At 70.9% G+C, this 24794-nt stretch carries 26 protein-coding genes; 22 read left to right on the forward strand and 4 right to left on the reverse strand.

What is annotated here, in order from left to right; translation table 11 throughout:
- The first annotated feature begins 59 nt into the window (after positions 1–59).
- The 9 genes from carB to H5411_RS08660 all read left to right on the forward strand — a co-directional run bounded on the left by carB (position 60) and on the right by H5411_RS08660 (position 11741).
- Positions 60–3377, forward strand: coding sequence for a carbamoyl-phosphate synthase large subunit (carB, locus tag H5411_RS08620; protein WP_101434580.1), 3318 nt, complete (start codon positions 60–62; stop codon positions 3375–3377).
- Positions 3374–4216, forward strand: a complete 843-nt coding sequence (pyrF, locus tag H5411_RS08625; RefSeq protein ID WP_183123496.1) for an orotidine-5'-phosphate decarboxylase — start codon at positions 3374–3376, stop codon at positions 4214–4216. Before carB ends, pyrF begins: the two co-directional genes overlap by 4 nt.
- Before the next feature lie 107 nt (positions 4217–4323).
- Positions 4324–4641 (forward strand): integration host factor, actinobacterial type, encoded by a 318-nt coding sequence (mihF, locus tag H5411_RS08630; RefSeq protein WP_003096398.1) that lies wholly within the window; start codon positions 4324–4326, stop codon positions 4639–4641.
- A complete protein-coding gene (gmk, locus tag H5411_RS08635; protein WP_101434578.1) occupies positions 4638–5309 on the forward strand; it encodes a guanylate kinase in 672 nt (223 codons plus the stop codon). The genes mihF and gmk overlap by 4 nt, the downstream gene beginning before the upstream one ends.
- Complete coding sequence (rpoZ, locus tag H5411_RS08640) at positions 5306–5575, forward strand: DNA-directed RNA polymerase subunit omega (protein ID WP_101434577.1); 270 nt, start codon at positions 5306–5308, stop codon at positions 5573–5575. The genes gmk and rpoZ overlap by 4 nt, the downstream gene beginning before the upstream one ends.
- Positions 5568–6800 (forward strand): bifunctional phosphopantothenoylcysteine decarboxylase/phosphopantothenate--cysteine ligase CoaBC, encoded by a 1233-nt coding sequence (coaBC, locus tag H5411_RS08645; protein ID WP_167441837.1) that lies wholly within the window; start codon positions 5568–5570, stop codon positions 6798–6800. The genes rpoZ and coaBC overlap by 8 nt, the downstream gene beginning before the upstream one ends.
- An 89-nt stretch (positions 6801–6889) precedes the next feature.
- On the forward strand, positions 6890–8092 hold the full coding sequence (metK, locus tag H5411_RS08650; RefSeq protein ID WP_167441836.1) for a methionine adenosyltransferase: 1203 nt from the start codon (positions 6890–6892) through the stop codon (positions 8090–8092).
- Positions 8093–8221: 129 nt separating this feature from the next.
- Entirely contained in the window at positions 8222–10324 is a 2103-nt protein-coding gene (locus H5411_RS08655) for a primosomal protein N' (RefSeq protein WP_183123497.1), read from the forward strand.
- A gap of 871 nt (positions 10325–11195) precedes the next feature.
- Positions 11196–11741, forward strand: coding sequence for a GNAT family N-acetyltransferase (locus tag H5411_RS08660; RefSeq protein WP_183123498.1), 546 nt, complete (start codon positions 11196–11198; stop codon positions 11739–11741).
- Positions 11742–11745: 4 nt separating this feature from the next.
- Here H5411_RS08660 and H5411_RS08665 read toward each other — a convergent pair whose 3' ends face one another.
- Positions 11746–12885, reverse strand: a complete 1140-nt coding sequence (locus H5411_RS08665) for a hypothetical protein (RefSeq protein WP_183123499.1) — start codon at positions 12883–12885, stop codon at positions 11746–11748.
- Entirely contained in the window at positions 12882–13949 is a 1068-nt protein-coding gene (locus tag H5411_RS08670) for a helix-turn-helix domain-containing protein (protein WP_183123500.1), read from the reverse strand. The genes H5411_RS08665 and H5411_RS08670 overlap by 4 nt, the downstream gene beginning before the upstream one ends.
- Positions 13950–14202: 253 nt before the next feature.
- Here H5411_RS08670 and H5411_RS08675 point away from each other — a divergent pair, with 253 nt between their 5' ends.
- From H5411_RS08675 to H5411_RS08690, 4 genes are all read left to right on the forward strand, one after another.
- Positions 14203–14823 carry a hypothetical protein gene (locus H5411_RS08675; RefSeq protein ID WP_183123501.1) on the forward strand — a complete coding sequence of 207 codons (621 nt, stop codon included), beginning with the start codon at positions 14203–14205 and terminating at the stop codon, positions 14821–14823.
- A 33-nt stretch (positions 14824–14856) separates the two neighbouring features.
- Complete coding sequence (locus tag H5411_RS08680) at positions 14857–15519, forward strand: Crp/Fnr family transcriptional regulator (protein WP_183123502.1); 663 nt, start codon at positions 14857–14859, stop codon at positions 15517–15519.
- 71 nt (positions 15520–15590) lie between these two features.
- Positions 15591–15923 carry a hypothetical protein gene (locus H5411_RS08685; RefSeq protein WP_246368869.1) on the forward strand — a complete coding sequence of 111 codons (333 nt, stop codon included), beginning with the start codon at positions 15591–15593 and terminating at the stop codon, positions 15921–15923.
- Positions 15920–16144 (forward strand): hypothetical protein, encoded by a 225-nt coding sequence (locus H5411_RS08690; protein ID WP_183123503.1) that lies wholly within the window; start codon positions 15920–15922, stop codon positions 16142–16144. Before H5411_RS08685 ends, H5411_RS08690 begins: the two co-directional genes overlap by 4 nt.
- A 385-nt stretch (positions 16145–16529) precedes the next feature.
- Here H5411_RS08690 and H5411_RS08695 read toward each other — a convergent pair whose 3' ends face one another.
- Positions 16530–16988: a GatB/YqeY domain-containing protein gene (locus tag H5411_RS08695; RefSeq protein WP_101434568.1), complete on the reverse strand. Its 459-nt coding sequence runs from the start codon at positions 16986–16988 to the stop codon at positions 16530–16532.
- Positions 16989–17113: 125 nt separating this feature from the next.
- On the opposite strand from H5411_RS08695, the gene fmt reads away from it, so the two are divergent.
- The 4 genes from fmt to H5411_RS08715 all read left to right on the forward strand — a co-directional run bounded on the left by fmt (position 17114) and on the right by H5411_RS08715 (position 20369).
- The gene (fmt, locus tag H5411_RS08700) at positions 17114–18040 is read left to right on the forward strand and encodes a methionyl-tRNA formyltransferase (RefSeq protein WP_101434567.1); all 927 of its coding nucleotides are present in this window, start codon (positions 17114–17116) and stop codon (positions 18038–18040) included.
- On the forward strand, positions 18037–19461 hold the full coding sequence (locus H5411_RS08705; RefSeq protein WP_183123504.1) for an RsmB/NOP family class I SAM-dependent RNA methyltransferase: 1425 nt from the start codon (positions 18037–18039) through the stop codon (positions 19459–19461). The genes fmt and H5411_RS08705 overlap by 4 nt, the downstream gene beginning before the upstream one ends.
- Positions 19458–19964: a flavoprotein gene (locus H5411_RS08710; protein ID WP_183123505.1), complete on the forward strand. Its 507-nt coding sequence runs from the start codon at positions 19458–19460 to the stop codon at positions 19962–19964. Before H5411_RS08705 ends, H5411_RS08710 begins: the two co-directional genes overlap by 4 nt.
- A gap of 117 nt (positions 19965–20081) precedes the next feature.
- Positions 20082–20369: an EthD family reductase gene (locus H5411_RS08715; protein ID WP_183123506.1), complete on the forward strand. Its 288-nt coding sequence runs from the start codon at positions 20082–20084 to the stop codon at positions 20367–20369.
- A 181-nt stretch (positions 20370–20550) separates the two neighbouring features.
- Here the strand turns inward: H5411_RS08715 and H5411_RS08720 are convergent, their stop codons facing one another.
- Positions 20551–20823: a hypothetical protein gene (locus H5411_RS08720; RefSeq protein WP_246368870.1), complete on the reverse strand. Its 273-nt coding sequence runs from the start codon at positions 20821–20823 to the stop codon at positions 20551–20553.
- A 278-nt stretch (positions 20824–21101) separates the two neighbouring features.
- Here H5411_RS08720 and rpe point away from each other — a divergent pair, with 278 nt between their 5' ends.
- The 5 genes from rpe (at position 21102) to H5411_RS08745 (ending at position 24794) form a co-directional block, all read left to right on the forward strand.
- Positions 21102–21785, forward strand: a complete 684-nt coding sequence (rpe, locus tag H5411_RS08725) for a ribulose-phosphate 3-epimerase (protein WP_101434562.1) — start codon at positions 21102–21104, stop codon at positions 21783–21785.
- A gap of 83 nt (positions 21786–21868) precedes the next feature.
- Positions 21869–22474, forward strand: a complete 606-nt coding sequence (locus H5411_RS08730) for a riboflavin synthase (protein WP_183123507.1) — start codon at positions 21869–21871, stop codon at positions 22472–22474.
- Between the two features lie 33 nt (positions 22475–22507).
- A complete protein-coding gene (locus H5411_RS08735) occupies positions 22508–23839 on the forward strand; it encodes a bifunctional 3,4-dihydroxy-2-butanone-4-phosphate synthase/GTP cyclohydrolase II (RefSeq protein WP_312877954.1) in 1332 nt (443 codons plus the stop codon).
- Positions 23836–24342, forward strand: a complete 507-nt coding sequence (ribH, locus tag H5411_RS08740) for a 6,7-dimethyl-8-ribityllumazine synthase (RefSeq protein ID WP_183123508.1) — start codon at positions 23836–23838, stop codon at positions 24340–24342. Before H5411_RS08735 ends, ribH begins: the two co-directional genes overlap by 4 nt.
- A 5-nt stretch (positions 24343–24347) precedes the next feature.
- Positions 24348–24794, forward strand: coding sequence for a PH domain-containing protein (locus H5411_RS08745; RefSeq protein ID WP_101440641.1), 447 nt, complete (start codon positions 24348–24350; stop codon positions 24792–24794).

A 24794-nucleotide genomic window follows, 5' to 3' on the forward strand; every position in this document is an offset into this window, starting at 1 on the left:
CAGCTCGCGGGGGGCGACTGGGTGCGGGTATCCCGCAAGACACAGGAGAAGAAGGCCTGATGCCGAAGAGGACGGACATCCAGCACGTGCTGGTGATCGGCTCCGGGCCGATCGTGATCGGGCAGGCGGCCGAGTTCGACTACTCGGGCACGCAGGCCTGCCGGGTGCTGCGGGCCGAGGGCCTGCGCGTGAGCCTGGTGAACTCGAATCCGGCGACGATCATGACGGATCCGGAGTTCGCGGACGCGACCTACATCGAGCCGGTGACGCCGGACTTCGTGGAGAAGGTCATCGCGGCCGAGCGCCCCGACGCGCTGCTGGCGACGCTGGGCGGGCAGACCGCGCTGAACTGCGCGGTGGCGCTGCACGAGCGCGGCGTGCTCGAGAAGTACGGCGTGGAGCTGATCGGCGCGGACATCGACGCGATCCAGCGCGGCGAGGACCGGCAGAAGTTCAAGGACATCGTCCGCACCGTCGGCGCGGACGTGCCGCGGTCGCGGGTCTGCCACGACATGGACGAGGTCCGCGCGACGGTCGCGGAGCTGGGCCTGCCGGTGGTGATCCGGCCGTCGTTCACCATGGGCGGCCTGGGCTCGGGCATGGCGCACACCCCGGAGGACCTGGAGCGGCTGGCCTCGACCGGGCTGACCGAGTCCCCGGTGACCGAGGTGCTGATCGAGGAGAGCGTGCTCGGCTGGAAGGAGTACGAGCTCGAGCTGATGCGCGACAAGCACGACAACGTGGTGGTCGTGTGCTCGATCGAGAACGTGGACGCGATGGGCGTGCACACCGGCGACTCGGTGACGGTCGCGCCGACGATGACCCTGACCGACCGCGAGTACCAGGTGATGCGCGATGTCGGCATCGCGGTGCTGCGCGAGGTCGGCGTCGACACCGGCGGCTGCAACATCCAGTTCGCGTTCAACCCGGTCGACGGCCGGATGGTCGTGATCGAGATGAACCCGCGCGTGTCCCGCTCCAGTGCCCTGGCGTCGAAGGCGACCGGTTTCCCGATCGCGAAGATCGCGGCGAAGCTGGCGATCGGCTACACGCTGGACGAGATCCGCAACGACATCACCGGCGAGACCCCGGCGTCGTTCGAGCCGGCGCTGGACTACGTCGTGGTGAAGATGCCGCGGTTCGCGTTCGAGAAGTTCCCCGGCGCGGACCCGACGCTGACCACGACGATGAAGTCGGTGGGCGAGGCGATGTCGTTCGGCCGCAGTTTCCCCGAGGCGCTGGGGAAGGCGATGCGGTCGATCGAGACGAAGGCGACCGGGTTCTGGACCCGGCCCGACCCCGAGGGCGCGACGCTGGAGTCCACTTTGGACGACCTGCGCACGCCGCACGAGGGACGGCTCTACGAGGTCGAGCGCGCGCTGCGGCTCGGCGCGACCGTCGAGCAGGTGCACGAGGCGTCGGGGATCGATCCGTGGTTCATCGACCAGATCGCGCTGATCGGCGAGGTCGGGGCCGAGGTCCGCGACGCGCCGGTGCTGGACGGCGACCTGCTGCGGCGGGCGAAGCGCACCGGCCTGTCGGACCGGCAGATCGCGGCCCTGCGCCCCGAACTCGCGGGCGAGGACGGCGTGCGGGCGCTGCGGCACCGGCTGGGGGTGCGGCCGGTGTTCAAGACGGTCGACACCTGCGCGGCGGAGTTCGCGGCGAAGACCCCGTACCACTACTCGGCCTACGAGACCGACCCCGCCGCGACGTCGGAGGTCGCGGTCCAGAGCGACAAGCCGAAGGTGCTGATCCTCGGGTCCGGGCCGAACCGGATCGGGCAGGGCATCGAGTTCGACTACTCCTGCGTGCACGCGGCGATCGCGTTGCGCGAGGCCGGGTTCGAGGCCGTGATGGTCAACTGCAACCCGGAAACCGTGTCGACGGACTACGACACCAGCGACCGGCTGTACTTCGAGCCGCTGTCGTTCGAGGACGTGCTGGAGGTCGTGCACGCCGAGCAGCGGTCCGGCACCGTCGCCGGGGTCATCGTGCAGCTGGGCGGCCAGACCCCGCTCGGGCTCGCGCAGCGCCTCGCCGACGCCGGGGTGCCGGTGGTCGGGACGCCGCCGGAGGCGATCGACCTGGCCGAGGACCGCGGCTCGTTCGGCGAGGTGCTGACCGAGGCCGGGCTGCCCGCGCCGAAGTACGGGACGGCGACCTCGTTCGAGGGCGCGAAGCGGATCGCCGACGAGATCGGCTACCCGGTCCTGGTCCGTCCCTCCTACGTGCTGGGCGGGCGCGGCATGGAGATCGTCTACGACGAGGAGTCCCTCGCCGGCTACATCCGCCGCGCCACCGAGGTCACCCCCGAGCACCCGGTGCTGGTGGACCGGTTCCTCGACGACGCCATCGAGATCGACGTCGACGCCCTGTTCGACGGCGAGGACCTCTACCTCGGCGGCGTCATGGAGCACATCGAGGAAGCCGGCATCCACTCCGGCGACTCCTCGTGCGCCCTGCCGCCGATCACCCTCGGCGCGCAGGACCTCGACGCGGTCCGCCGCTCCACCGAGGCCATCGCGCGCGGCGTCGGCGTCCGCGGCCTGCTGAACGTGCAGTACGCGCTCAAGGACGACGTGCTCTACGTCCTGGAAGCGAACCCGCGCGCCTCCCGCACGGTCCCGTTCGTCTCCAAGGCCACCGCGGTCCCGCTGGCGAAGGCCGCCGCGCTGGTGATGACCGGTTCGACGATCAAGGACCTGCGTGCTTCCGGGGTGCTGCCCGCCGAGGGCGACGGCGGCCGGATGCCCGCCGACTCCCCGGTCGCGGTCAAGGAAGCGGTCCTGCCGTTCCACCGGTTCCGCACGCCGGAAGGACACGGCGTCGACTCCCTGCTCGGCCCGGAAATGAAATCCACCGGCGAAGTCATGGGCGTCGACACCTCGTTCGGGAAAGCGTTCGCGAAATCGCAGAGCGGCGCCTACGGATCCCTTCCCACCTCGGGCCGGGTATTCGTCTCCGTCGCCAACCGCGACAAGCGTTCGCTGGTCTTCCCGGTGAAGCGGCTGGCCGACCTCGGCTTCGAGATCCTGGCCACCTCGGGCACCGCGGAAGTGTTGCGGCGCAACGGAGTCGCGTGTTCGGTGGTGCGCAAGCACTCCGAACCGGACCCGGGCACCGGCGAGCCGAACATCGTCGACGTGATCCTCGCCGGCGACGTCAACATGGTGATCAACACGCCGTACGGAAACAGCGGACCGCGCGTGGACGGTTACGAAATCCGTACTGCCGCGGTGTCGCGCGACATTCCGTGCATCACCACGGTGCAGGGCGCCGCGGCGGCCGTGCACGGGATTGAAGCGCTTATCCGCGGCGACATCGGCGTGCGCAGCCTTCAGGACCTCCAGGCGGCTTTGAAGGCGACGTCGTGACCGCACGGTTCGGGGCGCGGCTGGCCGAGGCGGTGGCCGCGCGCGGCTCGCTCTGCGCCGGGATCGACCCGCACCCGGGTCTGATCGAGGCGTGGGGCCTTCCGCTCGACGCGAGCGGGCTCGAACGCTTCGCGCTCAACGCCGCGGAGGCGCTGGGCGAGGTGGCGGCGATCGTGAAGCCGCAGTCGGCGTTCTTCGAGGCGTTCGGGCCCGCCGGGGTGGCGGTGCTCGAACGCGTCGTGGACGTCGCTCACGACGCCGGAGCGCTCGTCTTGCTGGACGTGAAGCGCGGCGACATCGGTTCGACGATGGCGGCCTATACGGCGGCGTACGTGGCCGAGAAGGCGGCTTTCACCGCCGATGCGGCCACGGTGTCGCCGTACCTCGGCTTCGGCGCGCTCGACGCGGCGGTCGCGGCGGCGCGTGAAGCGGGCAACGGGCTCTTCGTGCTCGCGCGCACGTCCAACCCGGAGGCGGACGCGTTGCAGCGCGCGCGGCTCGAAGACGGCCGTACGGTCGCTCAGAGCGTCGTAGACGCTGCTGCGGACCACAACGCAGGTGCCGAGCCCTACGGCGACGTCGGCGTGGTCGTAGGGGCCACTGTGGCTCCTGGGGAAGTCGACCTCAGCCGGCTCAACGGACCGGTCCTCGCGCCCGGTTTCGGGGCGCAGGGGGCAACGGAGGCGGATTTGCGGGCAGTGTTCGGGGAGGGCCTCCCGGGCCTGCTCCCGGCCTCGTCGCGCGACCTGCTGCGCCACGGCCCGGACACCGCGGCGTTACGCCGTGCGGCCCAAGAGGTGAACGGCCGGTTGGCGGGACTGCGCGGAAAAGGCCAATAGCAGGCCCCGGAATCGCGCTCCACCAGCCACCCCCGCATTGTGGCCCCTGCTCAGGGGTGGGTACCGTCGCGTCACCCACCCAGATGTGAGAACTACCGGAGGAAAACGTGGCACTTCCCCAGCTGACAGAGGAACAGCGTGCTGCGGCGCTGGAGAAGGCCGCCGCCGCCCGCCGCATCCGTGCTGAGCTGAAGGAGCGGCTGAAGCGGGGCGGTACCACTCTGGTCGACGTGCTGAAGCAGGCCGAGGAGAACGAAGTTCTCGGCAAGATGAAGGTTTCGGCCTTGCTCGAGGCGCTCCCCGGCGTCGGCAAGGTCCGGGCCCAGCAGACGATGGAACGACTGGAGATCGCCCCCAGCCGCAGGCTCCGCGGGCTCGGCGACCGGCAGCGCAAGGCGCTGCTGGCCGAGTTCAGCGGCGAGTGAGCGGCGTCGGTCAGGACTACCCGGTGACCCGGGGCGCCGACCGCGGCAGTGAGCCGGTGGCGGGGGAAGTCTCCCGCCCCCGGCTCACCGTCGTCTCCGGCCCGTCCGGTGTCGGGAAGTCGAGTGTGGTGGGACAGCTGCGCCGGCTCGAGCCGAACCTGTACTTCAGCGTTTCGGTGACGACGCGGGCGCCGCGGCCGGGCGAGGTAGACGGAAACCATTACCACTTCGTGGATTCCGCCGAATTCGACCGGATGGTGGCCGGGAACCGGCTGCTGGAGTGGGCCGAGTTCGCGGGCAACCGGTACGGGACGCCGCGCGAGCCGGTGGAGAAGGCGCTCGCGGACGGCCGTCCGGCGGTGCTGGAGATCGAACTGCAGGGCGCCCGCCAGGTCCGGGCCGCGATGCCGGACGCGCGGCTGGTCATGCTGATGCCGCCGTCCTGGGAAGAACTCGTCGGCAGGCTCACCGGCCGCGGCACCGAGTCCGAGGCCGCGGTGGCCGCCCGGCTGGCCGAGGCGGAACGCGAACTGGCCGCGGCGGGGGAGTTCGACGAACGGGTCGTGAACGCCGACGTCGAGGTCGCCGCGCGGCGGTTGCTAGACTTGATTACCGGCGGTGGCGAATCCGCCGCCGATCGATGTGACGATACGGAGCAGCACGAGTGACTGTGCAACAGGCGACGCTGGAAGAGCTCGAAGGCATCACCAACCCGCCGATCGACGACCTGCTCGACAAGGTCTCCTCGAAGTACGCGCTGGTGATCTACTCGGCCAAGCGGGCCCGGCAGATCAACGACTACTACGCGCAGCTGGGCGAGGGCCTGCTGGAGTACGTGGGCCCGCTGGTCGAGCCCGGCCCCCGCGAGAAGCCGCTGTCGATCGCGCTGCGCGAGATCCACGGCGGGCTGCTCGAGCACACCGAGGGTGAGTGACGCCAGGCCCAGGGTCGTCCTGGGCGTGGGCGGCGGCATCGCCGCCTACAAGGCGTGCGAGGTCCTGCGGGGCCTCACCGAATCCGGCCACGACGTCCGCGTCGTGCCCACCGAGGCCGCGCTGAACTTCGTCGGCGCGGCGACCTTCGAGGCACTGTCCGGGAACCCGGTGCACACCGGGGTCTTCACCGAGGTGCCCGAGGTGCAGCACGTGCGGGTCGGCAAAGAGGCCGACCTCGTGCTGGTCGTCCCGGCGACCGCGAACCTGCTGGCCAAGGCCGCGCACGGGCTCGCCGACGACCTCCTGACGAACACCCTGCTCACCGCCCGGTGCCCGGTCGCCTTCTTCCCGGCGATGCACACGGAGATGTGGGAGCATCCGGCCACCCGCGACAACGTGGCGCTGCTGCGCTCGCGCGGCATGGTCGTCACCGAACCCGCCGCCGGCAGGCTGACCGGCGTCGACACCGGCAAGGGACGGCTCGCCGACCCGGCCGAGATCGTCGACCTGGCCCGGCTGCTGCTCGCCGAGCCCCGCGCGCTGCCGCGGGACCTCGAAGGCCTGCGCGTGGTGATCTCCGCGGGCGGCACGCGCGAACCGCTCGACCCGGTCCGCTACCTGGGCAACCGCTCGTCCGGCAAACAGGGCTTCGCGCTCGCCCGGGTCGCCGCGCAGCGCGGGGCCGACGTCACGCTGGTCGCCGGGCACACCGACGCCCTGCCGTCCCCGGCGGGCGCGACGCTGCGGCGCGTGTCCACCGCGGAGGAGATGCGCAAAGCCGTGCACGCCGCCGCGGCCGACGCGGATGTCGTCGTGATGGCCGCCGCGGTCGCGGATTTCCGGCCCGCCACCCGGGCCGACCACAAGATCAAGAAGTCCGACGACAGCCCGGATCCGGTCATCACGCTCGACCGCAACGCGGACATTCTCGCCGAACTGGTGCAAGGACGGCGTTCCGGGCAGATCGTGGTCGGGTTCGCCGCGGAAACCGGCGACGAGAACGGCAGTGTGCTCGACCACGCCCGCGCCAAGCTCCGCCGCAAGGGCGCGGATCTGCTGGTGGTCAACGCGGTCGGCGACGGCAAGGCGTTCGGCACCGAGGACAATTCGGGCTGGCTGCTCGCCTCGGACGGCACCGAGCAGGTCATCCCGCAGGGCGCCAAAGCCCGGCTGGCGGCCACATTGTGGGATGCCGTAACAGCGTTGATTCAACGTCGACTGTAGCTACAGGCCCGCTGGGTAGGGTGGGTCGTGCCAGGAGCGCCTGAAATCCGGTGGGGCGCCGAAGCGAGACCGAGGGAAGTGACGAGGTCGTGTCTGCGTCCACGAAAAGGCTGTTCACGTCGGAATCCGTGACGGAGGGCCACCCCGACAAGATCTGTGACGCCATCAGCGACTCGATCCTCGACGGCCTGCTGACCAAGGACCCGCGCAGCCGGGTCGCCGTCGAGACCCTGATCACGACGGGCCAGGTGCACGTCGCGGGCGAGGTGACGACCGAGGCGTACGCGGACATCCCCACCATCGTGCGGGACGTCATCCTGCGCATCGGGTACGACTCGTCGGCCAAGGGCTTCGACGGCAACTCTTGCGGCGTGAACGTGGCGATCGGGTCGCAGTCCCCGGACATCGCCCAGGGCGTCGACACCGCGTACGAGTCGCGCGTGGAGTCGGACGAGGACGAGATCAACCGCCAGGGCGCGGGCGACCAGGGCCTGATGTTCGGCTACGCCTGCTCGGACACGCCGGAGCTGATGCCGCTGCCGATCGCGCTCGCGCACCGGCTGTCGCGCCGGCTGACCGCGGTCCGCAAGGACGGCGTGCTGCCGTACCTGCGCCCGGACGGCAAGACCCAGGTCACCATCGAGTACGCGGGCGAACAGCCGGTGCGGCTCGACACCGTCGTCGTGTCCACCCAGCACGCGGACGGGATCGACCTGGAGCAGATGCTCGGGGTCGACGTGAAGAAGCACGTGGTGGAGCCGGAGCTGGCCGAGCTGGGCCTCGACACCGACAGCACGCGCCTGCTGGTGAACCCCACCGGCCGCTTCGTGATCGGCGGCCCGATGGGCGACGCCGGGCTCACCGGCCGCAAGATCATCGTCGACACCTACGGCGGCATGGCCCGCCACGGCGGCGGCGCGTTCTCCGGCAAGGACCCGTCCAAGGTGGACCGCTCGGCCGCGTACGCGATGCGCTGGGTGGCCAAGAACGTGGTCGCCGCGGGCCTGGCCGGACGGGTCGAGGTGCAGGTGGCGTACGCGATCGGCAAGGCCGCCCCGGTGGGCCTGTTCGTCGAGACCTTCGGCACCGAAACGGTCGACCCGACGAAGATCCAGTCGGCCATCAGCGAGGTCTTCGACCTGCGTCCCGCCGCGATCATCCGCGACCTGGACCTGTTGCGCCCGATCTACGCCCCGACCGCGGCGTACGGCCACTTCGGCCGCCCCGACCTGGACCTGCCGTGGGAAAGCACCGCCCGGGCAGACGCACTGCGCTCCCTGGCCGGCGCCTGACCTTCGGTTGTCCGTGAAGGGCCCCTTGAGGGAATCCAATTCCCTCAAGGGGCCCTTCACGCAACCAGCACCGCCGCGCCCGTTCCCTCGACGACAGGACTGTCAGCCCAGTCTGGTAGAGATCTTCTGGTGACCAGCTCCGAACCCGCCCCCCTATGGGACCTCCCGGAGCCTCCGCGCTCCGCCCCGGAGCCGAAGGCCACCCCGGCGAAGAAGACGGCCCGCAAACCCGCCCGCTCCCGCAAAGGCCAGCAAAACCCCGCCCCCGAACTCCCGGTCGCGAAGATCGCCGTAGACATCCCGCTCGCCCACCTGGACCGCACCTTCGACTACCAGGTCCCGGAAAAACTGCACGAATCAGCGGTCCCCGGCTGCCGGGTCCGAGTGCGCTTCGCCGGGCAACTCGTCGACGGCTACCTCATCGAACGCACCGACACGACCGAATACGAGCGAAAACTCGCGTACCTGGAGCGGGTCACCTCAAGCGAACCCGTCCTCCCGCCCTCGTTGCACGCCGTCTGCCGCTCGGTAGCCGACCGCTACGCCGGAACCCTGTCCGACGTCCTGCGCCTGGCCCTGCCGCCTCGACACGCGAAGGTAGAGGGCGAGCCGCCCGCGGAACCGGCCCCCGCGCCGGACGCGCCGGAGGTGTCCGCCTGGTCCCGGTATCAACGCGGCGAAGCCTTCCTGGAAGCAGTAGCGGAAGGCCGCCCGGCCAACGCGGTCTGGCAAGCCCTCCCCGGCGAGGACTGGCCCCGTCGCCTCGCCGAAGCGGCCGCCACCGCGGCGGCTCAAGGCCGAGGCGCGGTCTTGGTGGTGCCGGACCACCGCGACCTCACCCGAGTGCACGACGCGTGCATCGAACTGGTGGGGGAGAAGGGCGTCGCGGCGCTGATCGCCGGTTTGGGACCGGCCGAACGGTATCGTCGCTGGCTTTCCGTGCTGCGTGGCGCGGTCCGCGTGGTAGTCGGCACTCGCGCGGCGATGTTCGCGCCTGTCGCCGATCCTGGTCTGTTCGTCGTCTGGGACGACGGCGACGATCTGCACCTGGATCCGCATGCCCCGTACCCGCACGTGCGGGATGTGCTGATGGATCGGGCCCACGCCACGAAATCGGCCTTCCTGGTCGGCGGATTCGCGCGGACCGCCGAGGCTCAGCTGCTCGTGGAATCCGGCTGGGCACAACAGATCCAGGCCGACCGTGCCGAACTCCGGGCCGCTGCCCCGCGCGTGACTCCGGTCGGCGAGGACTTCGACGTGGCGCGCGACGAGGCCGCCCGGGTCGCCCGTCTTCCCGCGGTCGCTTTCGAGGCCGCCCGCCAAGCTTTCACCGCCGGGTTACCGGCTTTGGTGCAAGTCCCGCGTCGCGGTTACGTCCCCGGATTGTCCTGCGGCCAATGCCGAACGCCCGCCCACTGTCGCCGCTGCGCCGGTCCGCTCGCCTTGCCCGGCGGTTCACAGGACGGTGCCCCGCGTCCGCCCGCCTGCCGGTGGTGCGGTGTCCCGGAGACCGCTTTCCGTTGTCCCGCTTGCGGTTCCGTCCGGTTGCGGGCCGTGGTCGTCGGCGCGAAACGCACTGCCGAAGAACTGGGCCGGGCTTTCCCCGGGGTGCCGGTCCGGACCTCCGGTGCGACCGAAGTCCTGGCGACCGTCCCGGGCCGCCCGGCGCTCGTGGTCTGCACGCCCGGCGCGGAGCCAGTCGCCGAAGGCGGTTACGGGGCGGCGCTGCTGCTGGACGGCTGGGCGCTGCTCGGACGGCAGGATCTGCGCGCCGCGGAAGAAACTCTCCGCCGCTGGATGGCTGCCGGCGCCCTGGTCCGCCCGGCGTCGAGCGGGGGCCGGGTGATCGTCGGCGCGGAAGCCGGATTGGCGGTCGTGCAGGCCCTGGTGCGCTGGGATCCGGGGTGGCACGCGAGCCAGGAACTGGAACAACGCCGGGAGCTGGGTTTCCCGCCCGCGACGCGGATGGCGAGCGTCGAGGGGAGCCCGGCCGCGGTGGCGAGCGTGCTCGACGACCTCCCGCTGCCGGAAAGCGGCGAGGTGCTGGGCCCGGTCCCGCTGGGCGATTACGACGACGAGGGCAACGCGGAACGGGAGCGGGCGCTGGTACGGGTGGCCCGCCCGGACGGCCGCGCCCTGGCGACAGTGGTGCGCGACGCGGTGGCCCGCCGCGATGCCCGCAAGGCGGTGGAGCCGGTGCGGGTTCAGTTGGACCCGTTGGACTTGATTTAGGCGGTGGCCCGGCGCGGGTGCCACGGGCCTGGGCCGCGCGGCTTGCCGACGGTGGTGCGCGACGCGGTGGCCCGCCCCGACGCCCGGGAGGCGGTCGAGCCAGCACGGGGTGCCACAGGCCTCGGGGGGCTTGCTCGACTGGACGGTCACTTCCCGCGCGGATGCCGAGGCACTCAGGGCCACGTGCAGAAGCCGGCAGCGCGCGGCGGGACGGCTCGCCACACCCCGTGCTCCGGGCGAATCAGCGTGACTGCGACGGGATCCGCTGAACCTGCTCCAGCCGACGGCTCATTCCCGCGCCGGTGCCGAGGTGCTCAAGGCCTCGCACGAGCGGACAACGCGCGGCGGGACGGCTCACCACGCCCCGCGCTCCGGGCGAATCAGCGCGACCGCGACGGGGTCCGCTGAACCCGCTCCAGCCGACCGCTCATTCCGGTGCCGACGCCGAGGCACTCAAGGCCTCGCACGAGCGGACAACGCGCGGCGGGACGGCTCACCACGCCCCGCACTCCGGGTGAATCAGCGCGACCGCAACCGGATCCGCTGAATGCGCCTCAGCCAACCGCTCATTCCCGCGCCAAACCCCGCGACCGAAGCGGGTTTCCGTACTGCTGCGCGGTTTCCGTTTGAACCGATTCATCTCGGGGTGTATTGGGGACGTGAAAAACGGGGGAGGGGCGCGGTCGCGCAGGGTAGCCGGTTGCTCCGTTCGCGGGACTGGGCTGCGGCATTCGCCGTCTTCGCGGCTACCCGGCGCGCACTTACCCTTGAGGCCGGGCGGACAAGATCAGGACCGCGGCCCGGACCGGCTCCGGGACGGCCGTCCGCTCGCGTGCCCCGTGCCCGGTCCTGCGGACAGGAGTCGGCGTTGATGGGCGACGTCTCGATCCGGCCGGCTGAGCAGGCGGACCTCGCGGCGCTGGCGGAGATCCTCGGCGACCGGGGATTCTTCGACGACCGGTTCACCCGGCAGGCGAAGGGGCTCGGCGTCCTGTTCACCGCGTGGTGCTCCGCGCGGCCGGTCGGCGCGGTGTACCTGTGGCTGGAGGACGCCGAGGAGCCGCCGATCCGCGGCCACCTGCCGGGCGTTCCGCTGCTGAATCACCTGGAAGTGGCTCCGGACGCGCGCAACCGCGGCGTCGGCGCGGCTCTGGTCCGCGCGGCCGAGGAGTACCTGGTCGGTCATGGCCACGCGCTCGGCGCGCTCGCGGTCCGCACGGACAACACGCGCGCCGCCCGGCTGTACCGTCGCCTCGGCTACCACGACTGGGGCCACGGCACGGTCGTGTGCTACGCCGAGCGCGTTTTCCCGGACGGGCGCACGGTTTCCGAGGCCGAGCGCTGCCACGTGCTGGTGAAAAGACTGCCGGACGACCGTCCCGCACCGCTCGCCAGCCGCACCTGCGGCGAACGCTGAACCTTCAGGATTTGTGCACGATCTCCGCGATCCCCAGCGTGCCGAACGCGGCGTCCGGATCGCTCGCCGAACCGTGCCGCGCGCGCAGCGACAGGAGATGCGTGTGCCACGCTTCCCGGTCGTCCTGCCAGGCGCGCAGGTAGCCGACGCACAGGTCCGGCTCGATCAGCAGGCTGCGGCCGAGAGCCGCCTTCAGGGCGGCGACCATCCGGTCCTCGTGCGCGCCGGTCAGGTGCGGCGCGTCCTGGACCTGGCGCAGCGTGGTGCGGATGAACGCCCGGCGGCTTTTCAGGAAGTCCTTCCAGTACCCGGCGTTCGCGTCGGCGATGCCGAGACCGTTGTCCAGCAGGCAGTAGATGCCCTCGGCGAGCGTGTCGCCCAGTTCCTCCGACCGGGCGCGCATGGTGTCGCGATAGGGGTCGTAGTCGCCCTGGTACGCGGTCCCGGTGACCGCGGTGGCGCGCAGGCCGGTGCCGCTGAGGAGAAAGAACCAGTCCTCGTTGTAGATGTCCGGGAAGAACGAGGAGAACGCGTCTCGCCCGACCGCCAGTGCGCCGCCGCCGACGAACGTGTCCTGCTGTCCGCCGGAATCGCGGTAGGCGTGACACACCACGGAGTTGTCCGGCATTCCGGTGTTGGCGAGGCCGACCGCCGCGTACTCGTCGAGCAGACCCGCCGCCGCGCGCAGGTCGCCGGGGCGCGAGAGATGGATGTCGTCGTCGAGGAAAAGGATCCGCTGCCAGCCCGCGAGGTCGGCGACGAGCACGCCGAGGTTGCGCTTGAAACTCGTGTCGGCCCGGCGCAGCATGCGTTTCGCCTGCTGCTGCAGAAGCTTGTTCGTCTCGAACGGCGGCACGGCGCCGAGACCGGCGGCCTCGTCGGTGTCGATCGCGCGGACTCGCACCCCGGCGCGTTTCGCGGCGAGCACCGCGTCGGTCGCGCGCGCGTTCTTGCTGCACAGCAACAGAAGCGTGGCGTCGAGTTCGCGGGCGGCGCGGAAAGCGTCCTTGAGGTAGGCGGCGGGACGGCCGTTGGGCACGACGATCGCGTCCAGCTGGGCCTGCGGCGCGTCTTCGGCGGCGACGTGATGCAGCAGGCGCTGATGCGTCGTGTGCTGCGCCGGCGCTGCGACGGTCGCGGTCATGGAAGGCTCGATTCTGGCCACTCGTGCAGCCGGTTTTCGGGCAGGGTCCAGTCAGGCGTGAGCCCTTGGTTGTCGAAGACCGGGACCCGGCTGATGATGCTGAAGGAATCCGCGCCCGCGAAGCGCCGGTCGAGGTAAGCCTGGTTGCGGTCGCGGAAGCGGCGGTCGGTCAGCGCTCGTACAGCCCCGAGGGTGCCGCGGCTGTACATCCCGTTGCACACGGTCACAGTGCGCTTGCGGTTGAGCGGGCTGACGCCGTGGTAGAAGTGCGCGACGTCCTCGAGCAGGACGCCGTCGCGCAGTTTGGCGCTGAACCTCTGGGTCGTCCCGTCCGGGCGGGTCACCTCGAACCCGCTGTCCAGCTCCTCCTCGTCGCCCTTGCGGCTGATCTGGCGGACCGGCACGTCGACCCGGTCGAGCAGGGCGCGGGTCTGCGGGTTCCAGTCGACGCCGCCGAGCAGCACCAGGTGCGCGGTGTACTCGTCCGCCGACAGCGTCGTGTTCTGGTCGGTGGTGCGGAAGGTGACGTTGCTCGCCGGGTTGCACGCGCGGATGTGGCCGTAGAGCTCCAGCAGCGCGTCCGGGTCGGCGTAGGTGTAGAGGTTCACGAAGTCCGGGCTGGACGGGTCGGTGTAGGCGATGCGGTACTTCTCCGGCAGCTGCGCGCAGACGATCACGATGTCCTGGTTCGGCGGGAAGTGCCACAGGCTCGCCGGGGCGAAGACCGGCTGGGCGGGCGGGTCGTCGAGGTCGCCGCGCAGCGCCTGCAGCTCCCCGAGCAGCTCCTTGCGGACGGTGTGCTCCTCGTCCGTCAGGTCCGCGACGTCGAGGAGATGAAGTTTCGGGCCCTGCACCGAACGGCGGGTGGCGAAGAAGGTCGCGTACGCCTCGAGCCGCGGCGGCGGGGGCGTCACCGGTTTCGCCACGTTCTCCCACGACGACAGCAGGCCGGTGCTCACGCCGAAAGCCTCGGCGAGCTGCTTCTGGGTGAGCACCACGTCGGACCAGCTCTCCTTGCGCAGGGTGCGCAGTCGAGCGGCGAGCGCGGGGTTGGGCTGAGACACGACTTCAGACCCTTCAGTGAAGTTCAGTCAGGCGTGAATGGCGGGGATTCTACACCCGGGAGGCCGGAGTCGCCGGACAGGCCGGGGTCGAGTGTCGGCGGCGGTTCAGGGATTGCCTATCGCGGGCCAGACCGGCAGGTGAAGCGAAGATGTCGGGTGCGCGACACCATTGTTTCAGTACCGGCCCAGCCTTATAGTAGCTTCTGTGAAAGTCTACTAGATTTCAGTAGCTTCCTGAAATAAGGGGGCGGTCATGGACACCTCAGCAGTACAGGCACCAGTTCACCGAGCCATCCTGGTCGTCGACATCGAAGGGTCGACCACGCGCACGAACCCGGCTCGGGCCGGGCTCCGTTCGGTCCTGTTCGCCCTGCTCGACGAGGCGTTCCGGGCCGGCGGCATCACGGAGGAGTTCCGGGATCCGTTCGTGGACCGCGGCGACGGAGCGCTGTGCCTCGTCCGCCCGGTCGACGAGGTGCCGAAGACGGTCCTGCTCGCCCGCGTGGTGCCCGCGTTGACCGAACTGCTCGCCCGGCACGGCGACCAGGACCCCGAACTGGCCTTCCGGCTGAGGGTCTCGGTGCACGCCGGCGAGGTGCACTACGACGCACACGGACCGTACGGCGAGGACATCGACATCGCCTGCCGGCTCCTCGACGCCCCTGATCTGAGACGCAGGCTGCGCGCCTCCTCGGGCCCGCTCGCGCTGGTCGTCTCGAACGCCATCCACCGCTCGGTCGTCCGGCACGGCTACGCCGGGATCGACCGCAGCTCCTTCGCGCACGCCTTCCGCGTGCGCGTCGGCGGGCAGCGGACCCGGGGCTGGGTCCGCACCACCGACGCCGTCCGGCCGGGAGCGGGACTGATCGCCTGACCGGTCCGGCCGACGACGAGGAGGGGGATCGCCGTGGAAACGATCGGGTTCTGGCCGGCGCTGGGCGCCGCGGACCGCGCGAAATTCGAAGAACTGTCCGTCCGCAAGGCTTACCGGCGCGGGGACGTTCTCTGCCGCGAAGGCGAGCGGGCCTCGGTGGTGCTTCTCCTGCTGACCGGGCACGTCCGGATCACCAACGCGACGCCGGACGGGCGCGAGGTCGTGATCGGCGTCCGCGGCGCGGGCGACGTGATCGGCGAACTGGCCGTGATCGACGGCGGACGGAGGTCGGCGACTGTGCAAGCACTCGACGAACTGGACGTCCTGGTCGTGCCCGCCGCGCGGTTCGTCGCGCTGTGCCAGCGCGAAGCGGCGATTTCCTGGGCACTGCTTCAAGTTTTGGCCGACCGGATGCGCGACGTCGGACGCCAATGGCTCGATCTCGGCGGCGGGACGACCACCCGCCGCGTCGCCGCGCAGCTGATGCAGCTGGCGGTGCAGCACGGCGTGCGGCGCGGTGCGGACATCGAAGTCAAAGTGCCTGGCACGCAAGCGGAACTCGCGATGACAGCGGCGATTTCGCGCGAATCGTGGGCGAGGGTGACCCGGGAACTCCGCCGCCGGGGGGTGATCAGCACCGCGCGCGGCCAGGTGACCGTCCACCGGCTCGCGGAACTGCGAAGGCTCGCCCGCTGAACGTGTCAGCTGACACAAATTTCCTGGCGTGGCCGGGGTTTCCTGGAAACACACCACCGAGGGAGGCAGTCATGGAACCGTTTCTTCCCGCTCCTCAGCCGGTTCGCTGGCGTCGGGGGGTGTACGCGGCAGCGCTGGTCGTCCCGTTCACCGTGGCTCAGGTGTGGGCGCTGCTGGTGTTGCTGAGCTTCGACTCGCTCCATGGTCTCGTCGGACAGGCCTTCCTGGTGACCCTCGCCGGTTCCGTCGTCGCGACGGTCGTCGGCTGGCGCTGGGTGTGGCAGCTCGGCTCGGAACGCAAGCGGGTGCGGGCGCGCGAGGAAATGCTCAGGCGGGCGTCCGAGAACGTGCGCGAATTCGGGCGCGAGGACCTGCGCGAACCGCGGATACGGGTGCGGTCATGACCGCCGTGCTGGCCGCCGCGGAGAGCGGGCAGGGGGTGCCGGCCGGGGTGCTCGTGCTCGCGCTGGTGGTGCTGGTCGCGGTGATCCGGGTGCTGCGGTGGATCGCGGGGGTGGCGGTCCGGGTGGCTGCTTCGGTGGCGGCGGTTTCGGGGTTGGTGGTGGGGGTGTTCGGGGTCGGCGGGGCGGTGACTCTTGTCGCGGTGGCTATGGCGTCGAAGTAGGGGTGTCGGTTTCGGCTCGTCGCCTGGCGGCGACATTGCAGGCGGGTGGTGCGGTGGGGCACCCCGAAGCCGAGTGTGCTGACGGTTCGGGGGTGCTTGTCAAGGCGGGAAAGATGCCTTGACAAGCACCCCCGAACCGCAGGGAGGCTTCGTATCGGGGTGCAGGGCGGGGGTTGGGCGGCCTGGATCGTTGGGTGGGTAGGCGGCGGTTTGGCGGGTTCTCACGGGTGCCGGTGGGGTGGGTCGCGGCGGACGGGCACGCGGAGTGGTCCGTGAGGGGCTCCTTGAGGGAATCTGGGTCAGTGAAGGGGCCCTTCCCGGATGTCGGGTGCGAGGGCCTTGGGGCTCGCGGCGAGAAGTGCGGTCTGCCAGCGCAGCGGTCGGATCAACCGGCGGAGAGTTGGCGTTTCACCTCGGCGGCGACCCGGGAGCCTTCCGCGCGGCCGGCGACCTTCGGCTGTACTGCCTTCATCACCGCGCCCATCCCGGCCATTCCGGAGGCGCCGGTTTCCGTCACTGCCTCGGTGACCAGGGTGCGCAGCTCGTCGTCCGAAAGCTGGGCGGGCAGGTAGGCGGTGAGGACTTCCGCCTCGGCGCGTTCGCGTTCCGCTGAGTCCGCGCGGCCTGCCTTCTCGAAGGCTTCGGCGGCGTCGCGGCGTTTCTTCACCTCGCGGGTGATGATCTTCAGTACCTCGTCGTCGGAGAGTTCGCGGGCGCTGTCGCCTGCGGTTTCTTCGTAGCCGATCGCCGAGAGGGTCAGCCGCAGCGTTGCCGAGCGCAGCTGGTCTCGGGCTTTGATCGCGGTCGTCAGGTCGTCGTGCAGGGTCGCCTTCAGCGTGGTCATATACCCGATCCTGGCGCCCGCCCCGCCCGGCTGCCCGCGCCGCGCCGTCGACGAGGGGGTCTTCTAGACTCGCTTCCGATGTCCGACCAGCCTGAAATCCCCCTTTTCCTTCCGGAGGTGCGGTGATGCGTCTCGTTTTCGCCGGCACCCCGGAGCCTGCCGTGCCGTCGTTGCGCGCACTGATCGAGTCCGAGCGGCACGAGGTCGTCGCGGTCGTCACGCGGCCGGACGCCCAGGCCGGGCGCGGCCGCAAGGTGTCGCGGTCTCCTGTGGGCATGCTCGCCGACGAGCACGGCATCGAGGTGCTCACCCCCGCGCGCGCCGGTGACCCGGCGTTTCTCGCCCGGTTGCGCGAGCTGGCCCCGGACGTCTGCCCGGTCGTCGCGTACGGGGCGCTGCTGCCGCAGTCCGCGCTCGACATTCCCGCGCACGGCTGGGTCAACCTGCACTTCTCGCTGCTGCCCGCGTGGCGCGGCGCGGCTCCCGTGCAGGCCGCGATCCGCGCCGGGGACGAGATGACCGGCGCGTCCACCTTCCGGATCGTGAAGGAGCTCGACGCGGGGCCGGTGTTCGGCGTGGTGACCGAGACGATCGGCCCGGACGACACGGCCGGCGCGCTGCTCGGCAGGCTCGCCGAGTCCGGGGCGCATCTGCTCGTGTCCACCGTGGACGGCATCGAGGACGACACGATCCGCGCGGTCGAGCAGCCGAGCGAGGGCATGAGCTACGCGCCGAAGGTGACCGTCGAGGACGCGCGGGTGTCGTTCGCGGACCCGGCTTCGGCGGTCGACCGGCACATCCGTTCGGTGACGCCGGATCCCGGCGCGTGGGCGGAATTCCGCGGCGAGCGGTTCAAACTGGGACCGGTCACCGTGCTCGACGAACCCGGTCCGCGGCCGGGCGAGCTGGTGGTCGAGCGCAAGCGCGTGCTCGTGGGCACGGCGACGAAACCGGTGCGGCTGGGAGAGGTCCAGGCGGCCGGCAAGAAACGGATGGCGGCCACCGACTGGGCGCGCGGCACGAGGATCGACGAAGGAGAGCGCCTGCGGTGAACGAGCGTGGAGAACGACGGCCGTCACGGCCGCAGCGGGGCCGTCCGGCTCCGCGCAAACAGGGACCGCGGCGTCCGCCGGAGATCGACCCGGCCCGCCAGGTGGCGTTCGACGTCCTGCGCGCCGTTCGCGAGAAGGACGCGTACGCCAACCTCGTCCTCCCGCAGCTGCTGCGGGAACGCCGGGTGAGCGGCCGCGACGCCGCGCTGGCCACCGAACTGACGTACGGCGCTTCGCGCGCGCAGGGCCTGCTCGACGCCGTGATCGCCGCGTGCACCGACCGGCCGATCGAGAAGACCGACCCGGTGGTGCTCGACGCGCTGCGGCTCGGCGTCTACCAGCTGCTGCGCACCCGGATCCCCGAGCACGCCGCGGTCGGGTCCACTGTGGACCTCGTGCGCGCCGAAGCCGGTTCGTGGGCAACGGGATTCGCGAACGCCATCCTGCGCGTGGTGTCCACAAAGGACGAGGCGCAATGGCTTGCCGAACTGACGCCGGACGAGGAGACCGACCCCATCGGCGCGTACGCGCTCCGCACCGCGCACCCGCGCTGGGTCGCCCGGTCGTTCGCGGAAGCGTTGGGGGACAAGGGTGCTGAGCTGAAGGCCGCTCTCGAAGCGGACGACGCCCGCCCCGCGGTGCACTTGGTCGCCCGCCCCGGCGAAATCAGCGCCGACGAACTGGCCGCGATCACCGGCGGCGACCCCGCGCCGTACTCGCCCTACGGCGTGCACCTTCCCGCGGGCGCGGGCGATCCGGCCGACGCGGAACCGGTGCGCGAACGCCTCGCCGCGGTGCAGGACGAAGGCAGCCAGCTGTGCGCCATCGCCGTCGCCAAGGTCCCGCTGAAGGGCTCCGACGAACGCTGGCTGGACCTGTGCGCGGGTCCCGGCGGCAAAGCGGCGCTGCTCGGCGCGCTGGCCAAGATCGGCGGCGCGCACGTGGATGCCGTCGAGAAGGCTCCGCACCGGGCTCGGCTGATCGAGAACGCCACCGAGGGCCTGCCGGTCACCGTGCACGTCGCCGACGGCCGCGAAAGCGGCTTGGAACCGGGCTACGACCGGATCCTGGTCGACGCGCCGTGCAGCGGCTTGGGCGCACTGCGCCGACGCCCCGAGGCGCGGTGGCGACGCAAGCCGTCGGACGTCGCGGACCTCACGAAGCTGCAGGGCGAACTGCTGATGGCGGCGCTGGAGCTGGCGCGTCCGGGCGGCATCGTCACGTACGTCGTCTGCTCGCCGCACCTGGCCGAAACCGAAGGCGTGGTAGGCGAAACCGCCCGCCGGACCAAGTCCGAGATCGTGGACGCCCGGGAGTTCTTCCCCGACGTCCCGCAGCTCGGCGACGGCCCGTACGTCCAGCTGTGGCCCCACCGACACGGCACCGACGCGATGTTCTGCGCGGTGCTGCGCAAACCGTGACGGATTTAGGTTTGGTCGCCAGCTCGTGCGGCGGACTGGACACCCGGTTCACCGACGAGCTGGCGAAACCCGCGGTCGCCCGCGGCTGGCGGCTGGCCGTCACCCTCACGCCGACCGCCTGGGGCTGGCTGAAGGCGACCGGCGGCCTGGGCGAACTCGAAGCCACGACGGACCTTCCGGTGCGCAGCACGTCCCGCTTGCCCGGCGAACCCCGGCCGCATCCGGACCCGAAGGTGTTCCTCTTCGCGCCCGCGTCCGCGAACTCGGTGGCGAAGCTGGCGCTGGGAATCGCCGACAACCAGGCGCTCACGCTGCTCGGCGATGTCCTTGGCGCACCGGGGATCACCATCGTGGTCGCCTACCAGATCCAGGACACCCGGGTGCGTCATCCGGCCTGGCAGCGGCACCTCGACACCCTGGCCGGAGCAGGCGTCCGGCTGCACCGGCTCGACCCGCGCCGCCCCTGGTCGGAATCCTTGGACCTGCTGCCCTCGCCCGGGTAATGAGTGCGCCGCGATCGGGGACCGCCGCCGACGTTCTGGGCGGGATAGGGTTGCCGTCTGGGAAGCGGTCCGGTTCGCCGGCCGTTTTGTGCCCCGTACGCAGAAGGCAGGAATCCGATGCACCGGCTCACCGTGCTCTACCCCCCGCCCGCCGATCCCGACCACTTCCGCGAGTACTACGTCAGCACGCATCTGCCGCTGGTGGCGAAGATGCCGGGGCTGATCCAGTCGCAGTACTCGCTGGACGTCGTCGGCAGCAAGTACTTCGCCGTCTTCCACGCCGACTTCGAGTCAGCCGAGGCGCTGGCGGCCGCGCAGGCGTCGGAAGCAGGCAAGGCAGTTTCCGCGGACGTGCCGAACTACGCCACCGGTGGCGTAGAGGTAATGCACTACACCCTGAGCTGACGAACGCGACAGCCGTGACCGTGCCGGTTGGTGACTGTCCGGGTCATCAGGCAGTCGCCAACCCTCTGTGGCCTCACCAGATTTCGGCTTGGCGAGCACTCTCGGACCGTCGCCAGGCGTCAGCGCAGGCGAGTGCGCGCTTCACCGCGCTTCACCGTGCCGACCAGGTCGGTCTGGTTGGTCAGCCCGACGACGTTCGCCGCCTGCGGCCCGAGGCCGCGATCCGGACCTGCGTCCCGGTGTGCTCCATCGAGGAACCGGGCAGCGCGGTCCCGTAGCTGAGGGCCATGTTCGCGCCCTCGTTGGCGATCAACGTGGCGGTCTGGCCAGGAGTCTTGGCGTCGTTCGCGATGATCTGGCTGGTGTGCTCGTGGTCCGCAGCCACCACGACGAGCGGGTCGGGGTGGCTGCGTGCTGGGACGGGCCTTGGCCAGGTCGTGGCGGTGTTCGCCACGGTGTACCCGGCGGCCTTGGCCTGCTCCAGGACCGGCGTGCCCTTGAACTGCCCGGCGGTCGCCTTCTGCTCGAAGTACTTATCGTCCGGAACTTCCGGTCTGACCCATCTCCCCCTTCCTCTACCCCCTCAACGGTGCGGCGAAGCCACACAGGAGCTTTTTTCGGCGATGTGTTCGACGCGGGGAATCCGGATGAGCACCCACTGTCCGGAAAGCGAACTCCGGTGCGGTCACGGCCGGTGAACAGCCGGGAACCCGGTCCTCTTACACTCGGGTCGTGGCTTCACCTCTCATCGCACCCAGCATCCTGTCCGCCGATTTCGCCAGGCTCGGCGAGGAGATCGCGGCCGTCGCGCATCCCGGCGACACCCGGGCCGACTGGGTGCACGTCGACGTCATGGACGCGCATTTCGTGCCGAACCTGACCCTCGGTCTCCCGGTGGTCCAGTCGCTGCTGAAGTCCACCGACCTCCCGCTCGACTGCCACCTGATGATCGAAGACCCGGACCGCTGGGCGATCGGCTACGCCGAGGCCGGCGCGTACAACGTCACGGTGCACGTGGAAGCCGCGGCGGACCCGGTCAAGCTGGCGAAGAACCTGCGTGCCGCGGGCGCGAAGGCGGGTCTGTCCATCAAGCCGGGCACGCCGCTCGAACCGCACCTCGAAACGCTCAAGCACTACGACACACTGCTCGTCATGTCGGTCGAACCGGGCTTCGGCGGCCAGTCCTTCATCGCCGACGTGCTGGAGAAGGTGCGCACCGCGCGCCGGCTGGTCGACACCGGGCACCTCAAGCTGGTGGTCGAGATCGACGGCGGGATCAACGCCGACACCATCGAACAGGCCGCCGAAGCGGGCGTCGACTGCTTTGTCGCGGGCTCGGCCGTCTACGGCGCCGAGGACCCGGGCCGCGCCGTCGCCGCCCTGCGCGAGCAGGCCGCCCGCCTCCGCGTCAGCTGACCTTCGGGCCGGGAAGCTCCCGGAGCCGGACGGGTGTTGGATGGAGGGGCCACCGAGGGCGGTGGCCCGGCGAGGAGGCAGCAGTGTTCACGGGAATTGTCGAAGAGGTCGGCGAGGTCACCGCGGTCGAGCAGCTCACCGACGCGGCCCGGCTCACCGTGCGCGGCCCGCTGGTCACCTCGGACGCCGGCCACGGCGATTCGATCGCGGTCAGCGGCGTCTGCCTGACCGTCGTCACGGTCTCCGGCGGCGAGTTCACCGTCGATGTGGTGAACGAAACACTTCAGCGTTCGAGTCTCGCGAAGGTGGCCGTCGGCGACGCGGTGAACCTCGAGCGCGCGACCCCGGCGGGCGGACGCCTCGGCGGCCACATCATGCAGGGCCACGTCGACGGCACCGGCGTCTTCCTCTCCCGCGACGAGCGCGGCGTGACGACGTTCTCCCTGCCCCCGGCCTTGTCGCGGTACGTCGTGGAGAAGGGCTCGATCGCCGTCGACGGCGTTTCGCTCACCGTCGCGAGCGTTTCGGAGGACCGGTTTTCGGTCGCTTTGATCCCCACGACGCTCGAGGCGACGACCCTCGGCAGGCGCGAGGAGGGCGACTTCGTGAACCTCGAAGTGGACGTCGTAGCGAAGTACGTGGAGAAGCTCACTGCGCCACACGTGGCCGCGAACGCGCACAATGTGTGACATCCACCCGGCGGCGGCAGCGAAGGAGCACCCGTGAGCGAGACGAAGGCGGCCGAGCCGCAGACCGGATGGACCCCGTGCGGAGCAGGCGCGGCGGTCGACGTGGACGCCATCGAGGCCGCGATCGCGGACATCGCCGCCGGGCGCGCGGTGGTCGTCGTGGACGACGAGGACCGCGAGAACGAGGGCGACCTCATCTTCGCCGCCGAGAAGGCGACGCCGGAGCTGCTCGCGTTCATGGTCCGCTACACCTCGGGCTACGTGTGCGTCGCGCTGACCGAGAACGAGGCGGACCGGCTCGACCTGCCGCCGATGTACCACACGAACCAGGACCAGCGCGGCACCGCGTACACCGTCACGGTCGACGCGGCCGAGGGCATCACCACCGGCATTTCCGCCGCCGACCGGGCGCACACCACCCGTCTGCTGGCCGACCCCGAGGCCACCGCGAAGGACTTCCGCCGTCCCGGGCACGTGGTGCCGTTGCGCGCCAAGGAAGGCGGCGTGCTGCGCCGTCCCGGGCACACCGAGGCGTCGGTCGACCTGGCCCGGCTGGCCGGTCTGCACCCGGCCGGCGTGCTCTGCGAGATCGTGTCGCAGAAGGACGAGGGCGACATGGCCCGGCGCGACGAGCTGGAAGTGTTCGCCGCCGACCACGATCTGAAGATCATCTCGATCGCGGACCTGATCGCCTACCGGCGGCGCACCGAGAAGCAGGTGGAACGCGTCGCTGAGGCGCGGATTCCGCTGGCCGCGGGCACGTTCCGCGCGGTCGGGTACGACAGCCTGCTCGACGGCATCGAGCACGTCGCTTTCGTGTACGGCGAGATCGGCGACGGCGAGGACATCCTGGTCCGGGTGCACTCCGAATGCCTCACCGGCGACGTCTTCGGCTCGCTGCGCTGCGACTGCGGCCCGCAGCTGGACGCCGCGCTCCAGAAGGTGGCCGACGAGGGCCGCGGCGTCGTGCTGTACATCCGCGGGCACGAGGGCCGCGGGATCGGCCTGCTGCACAAGCTGCAGGCGTATCAGCTGCAGGACGCGGGCGCGGACACGGTCGACGCGAACCTGGCGCTCGGCGTTCCGGCGGACGCGCGCGACTACGGCACCGGCGCGCAGATCCTGTGCGACCTCGGCGTCCGCTCGATGCGGCTGCTGACGAACAACCCGGCGAAGCGGGTCGGACTCGAGGGCTACGGCCTGCGCGTCACCGGCCGGGTCTCGCTGCCGATCTCGCCGAACCCGGAAAACCTGCGGTACCTGCGCACGAAGCGCGACCGGATGGGGCACGACCTCAGTCAGCTCGAGCACTACGACCAGGTCGGCGCGGCCGACGCGGGCACGGAGGAGGACACCACGCGATGAGCGGCGAGGGGCGGCCGGAAGCCGCGCTCGACCTGCGCGACTGCAAGTCCCTGCGGCTGGCTGTCGTCGCGACGCGGTGGAACGCGAAGATCACCGACGTCCTGCTGGAGCGCGCGCTCGCCGCGGCGAAGGACGCCGGGCTGGAGGAAGAGCCCACGGTCATCCGGGTGGCGGGTGCGGTGGAGCTTCCGGTCGCGGCACAGGCGCTGGCGCGCAACCACGACGCGGTCGTCGCGCTGGGCGTCGTGATCCGCGGCGGCACCCCGCACTTCGAGTACGTGTGCGACGCGGTCACCGCCGGCCTCACCCGGGTCGCGCTCGACGAGAGCACCCCGGTCGGCAACGGCGTGCTGACCTGCGAAACCGAGCAGCAGGCGCTGGACCGCTCCGGCATGCCCGGTTCGGTGGAGGACAAGGGTTACGAAGCGGCCGTGGCGGCGCTCGACACCGCGCACGTGCTGCGCGGCCTCGGCAAGCCGTGGACCGAGCGGGGATTCGTGTGAGCGTGATGACCGAGCAGCAGACCACCCTCGTGATCCGGCCGCGGCGCGCGCTGATCATGTGCAGCGTGCTGGCGGTAGCGCTGCTCGCGGCGTTCGTGGTGGTGGCGGTCCTGTTGCGCAATTCGCACACCGGCGTCGTGTTCGAGGCGTCGGACCAGATCGCGATGATCGGCATCGGCATCGCACTCGCGGCGGGGACGATGCTGTTCGGCACCGCCCGGGTCCGCGCGGACGCCACCGGCATCGAGGTCCGGAATGTGCTCGCCCGGCGGGCGTTCACCTGGGATCAGGTGCTGTCGATCAGCTTCCCGGACGGCGCTTCGTGGGCCCGTCTGGAACTGCCGGACGACGAGTACTTCTCGGTGATGGCCGTGCAGGCGGTGGACCGGGAACGCGCGGTGACGGCGGTGCGTGCGCTGCGGAAGCTGCACCGGGCCGCGACCGAGGCCTGA

The organism is Amycolatopsis echigonensis, from assembly GCF_014174495.1.
GTDB lineage: Bacteria > Actinomycetota > Actinomycetes > Mycobacteriales > Pseudonocardiaceae > Amycolatopsis > Amycolatopsis echigonensis.

Bases quoted from the DNA above. Each gene is read 5' to 3' on its own strand.
- H5411_RS08715 (WP_183123506.1), top strand. From the start codon at position 20,082: ATGCACCGGCTCACCGTGCTCTACCCCCCGCCCGCCGATCCCGACCAC.
- ribH (WP_183123508.1), top strand. From the start codon at position 23,836: ATGAGCGGCGAGGGGCGGCCGGAAGCCGCGCTCGACCTGCGCGACTGC.
- H5411_RS08690 (WP_183123503.1), top strand. From the start codon at position 15,920: ATGACCGCCGTGCTGGCCGCCGCGGAGAGCGGGCAGGGGGTGCCGGCC.
- H5411_RS08660 (WP_183123498.1), top strand. From the start codon at position 11,196: ATGGGCGACGTCTCGATCCGGCCGGCTGAGCAGGCGGACCTCGCGGCG.
- H5411_RS08675 (WP_183123501.1), top strand. From the start codon at position 14,203: ATGGACACCTCAGCAGTACAGGCACCAGTTCACCGAGCCATCCTGGTC.
- H5411_RS08695 (WP_101434568.1), bottom strand. From the start codon at position 16,988: ATGACCACGCTGAAGGCGACCCTGCACGACGACCTGACGACCGCGATC.
- H5411_RS08685 (WP_246368869.1), top strand. From the start codon at position 15,591: ATGGAACCGTTTCTTCCCGCTCCTCAGCCGGTTCGCTGGCGTCGGGGG.
- H5411_RS08665 (WP_183123499.1), bottom strand. From the start codon at position 12,885: ATGACCGCGACCGTCGCAGCGCCGGCGCAGCACACGACGCATCAGCGC.
- H5411_RS08745 (WP_101440641.1), top strand. From the start codon at position 24,348: ATGACCGAGCAGCAGACCACCCTCGTGATCCGGCCGCGGCGCGCGCTG.
- fmt (WP_101434567.1), top strand. From the start codon at position 17,114: ATGCGTCTCGTTTTCGCCGGCACCCCGGAGCCTGCCGTGCCGTCGTTG.
- carB (WP_101434580.1), top strand. From the start codon at position 60: ATGCCGAAGAGGACGGACATCCAGCACGTGCTGGTGATCGGCTCCGGG.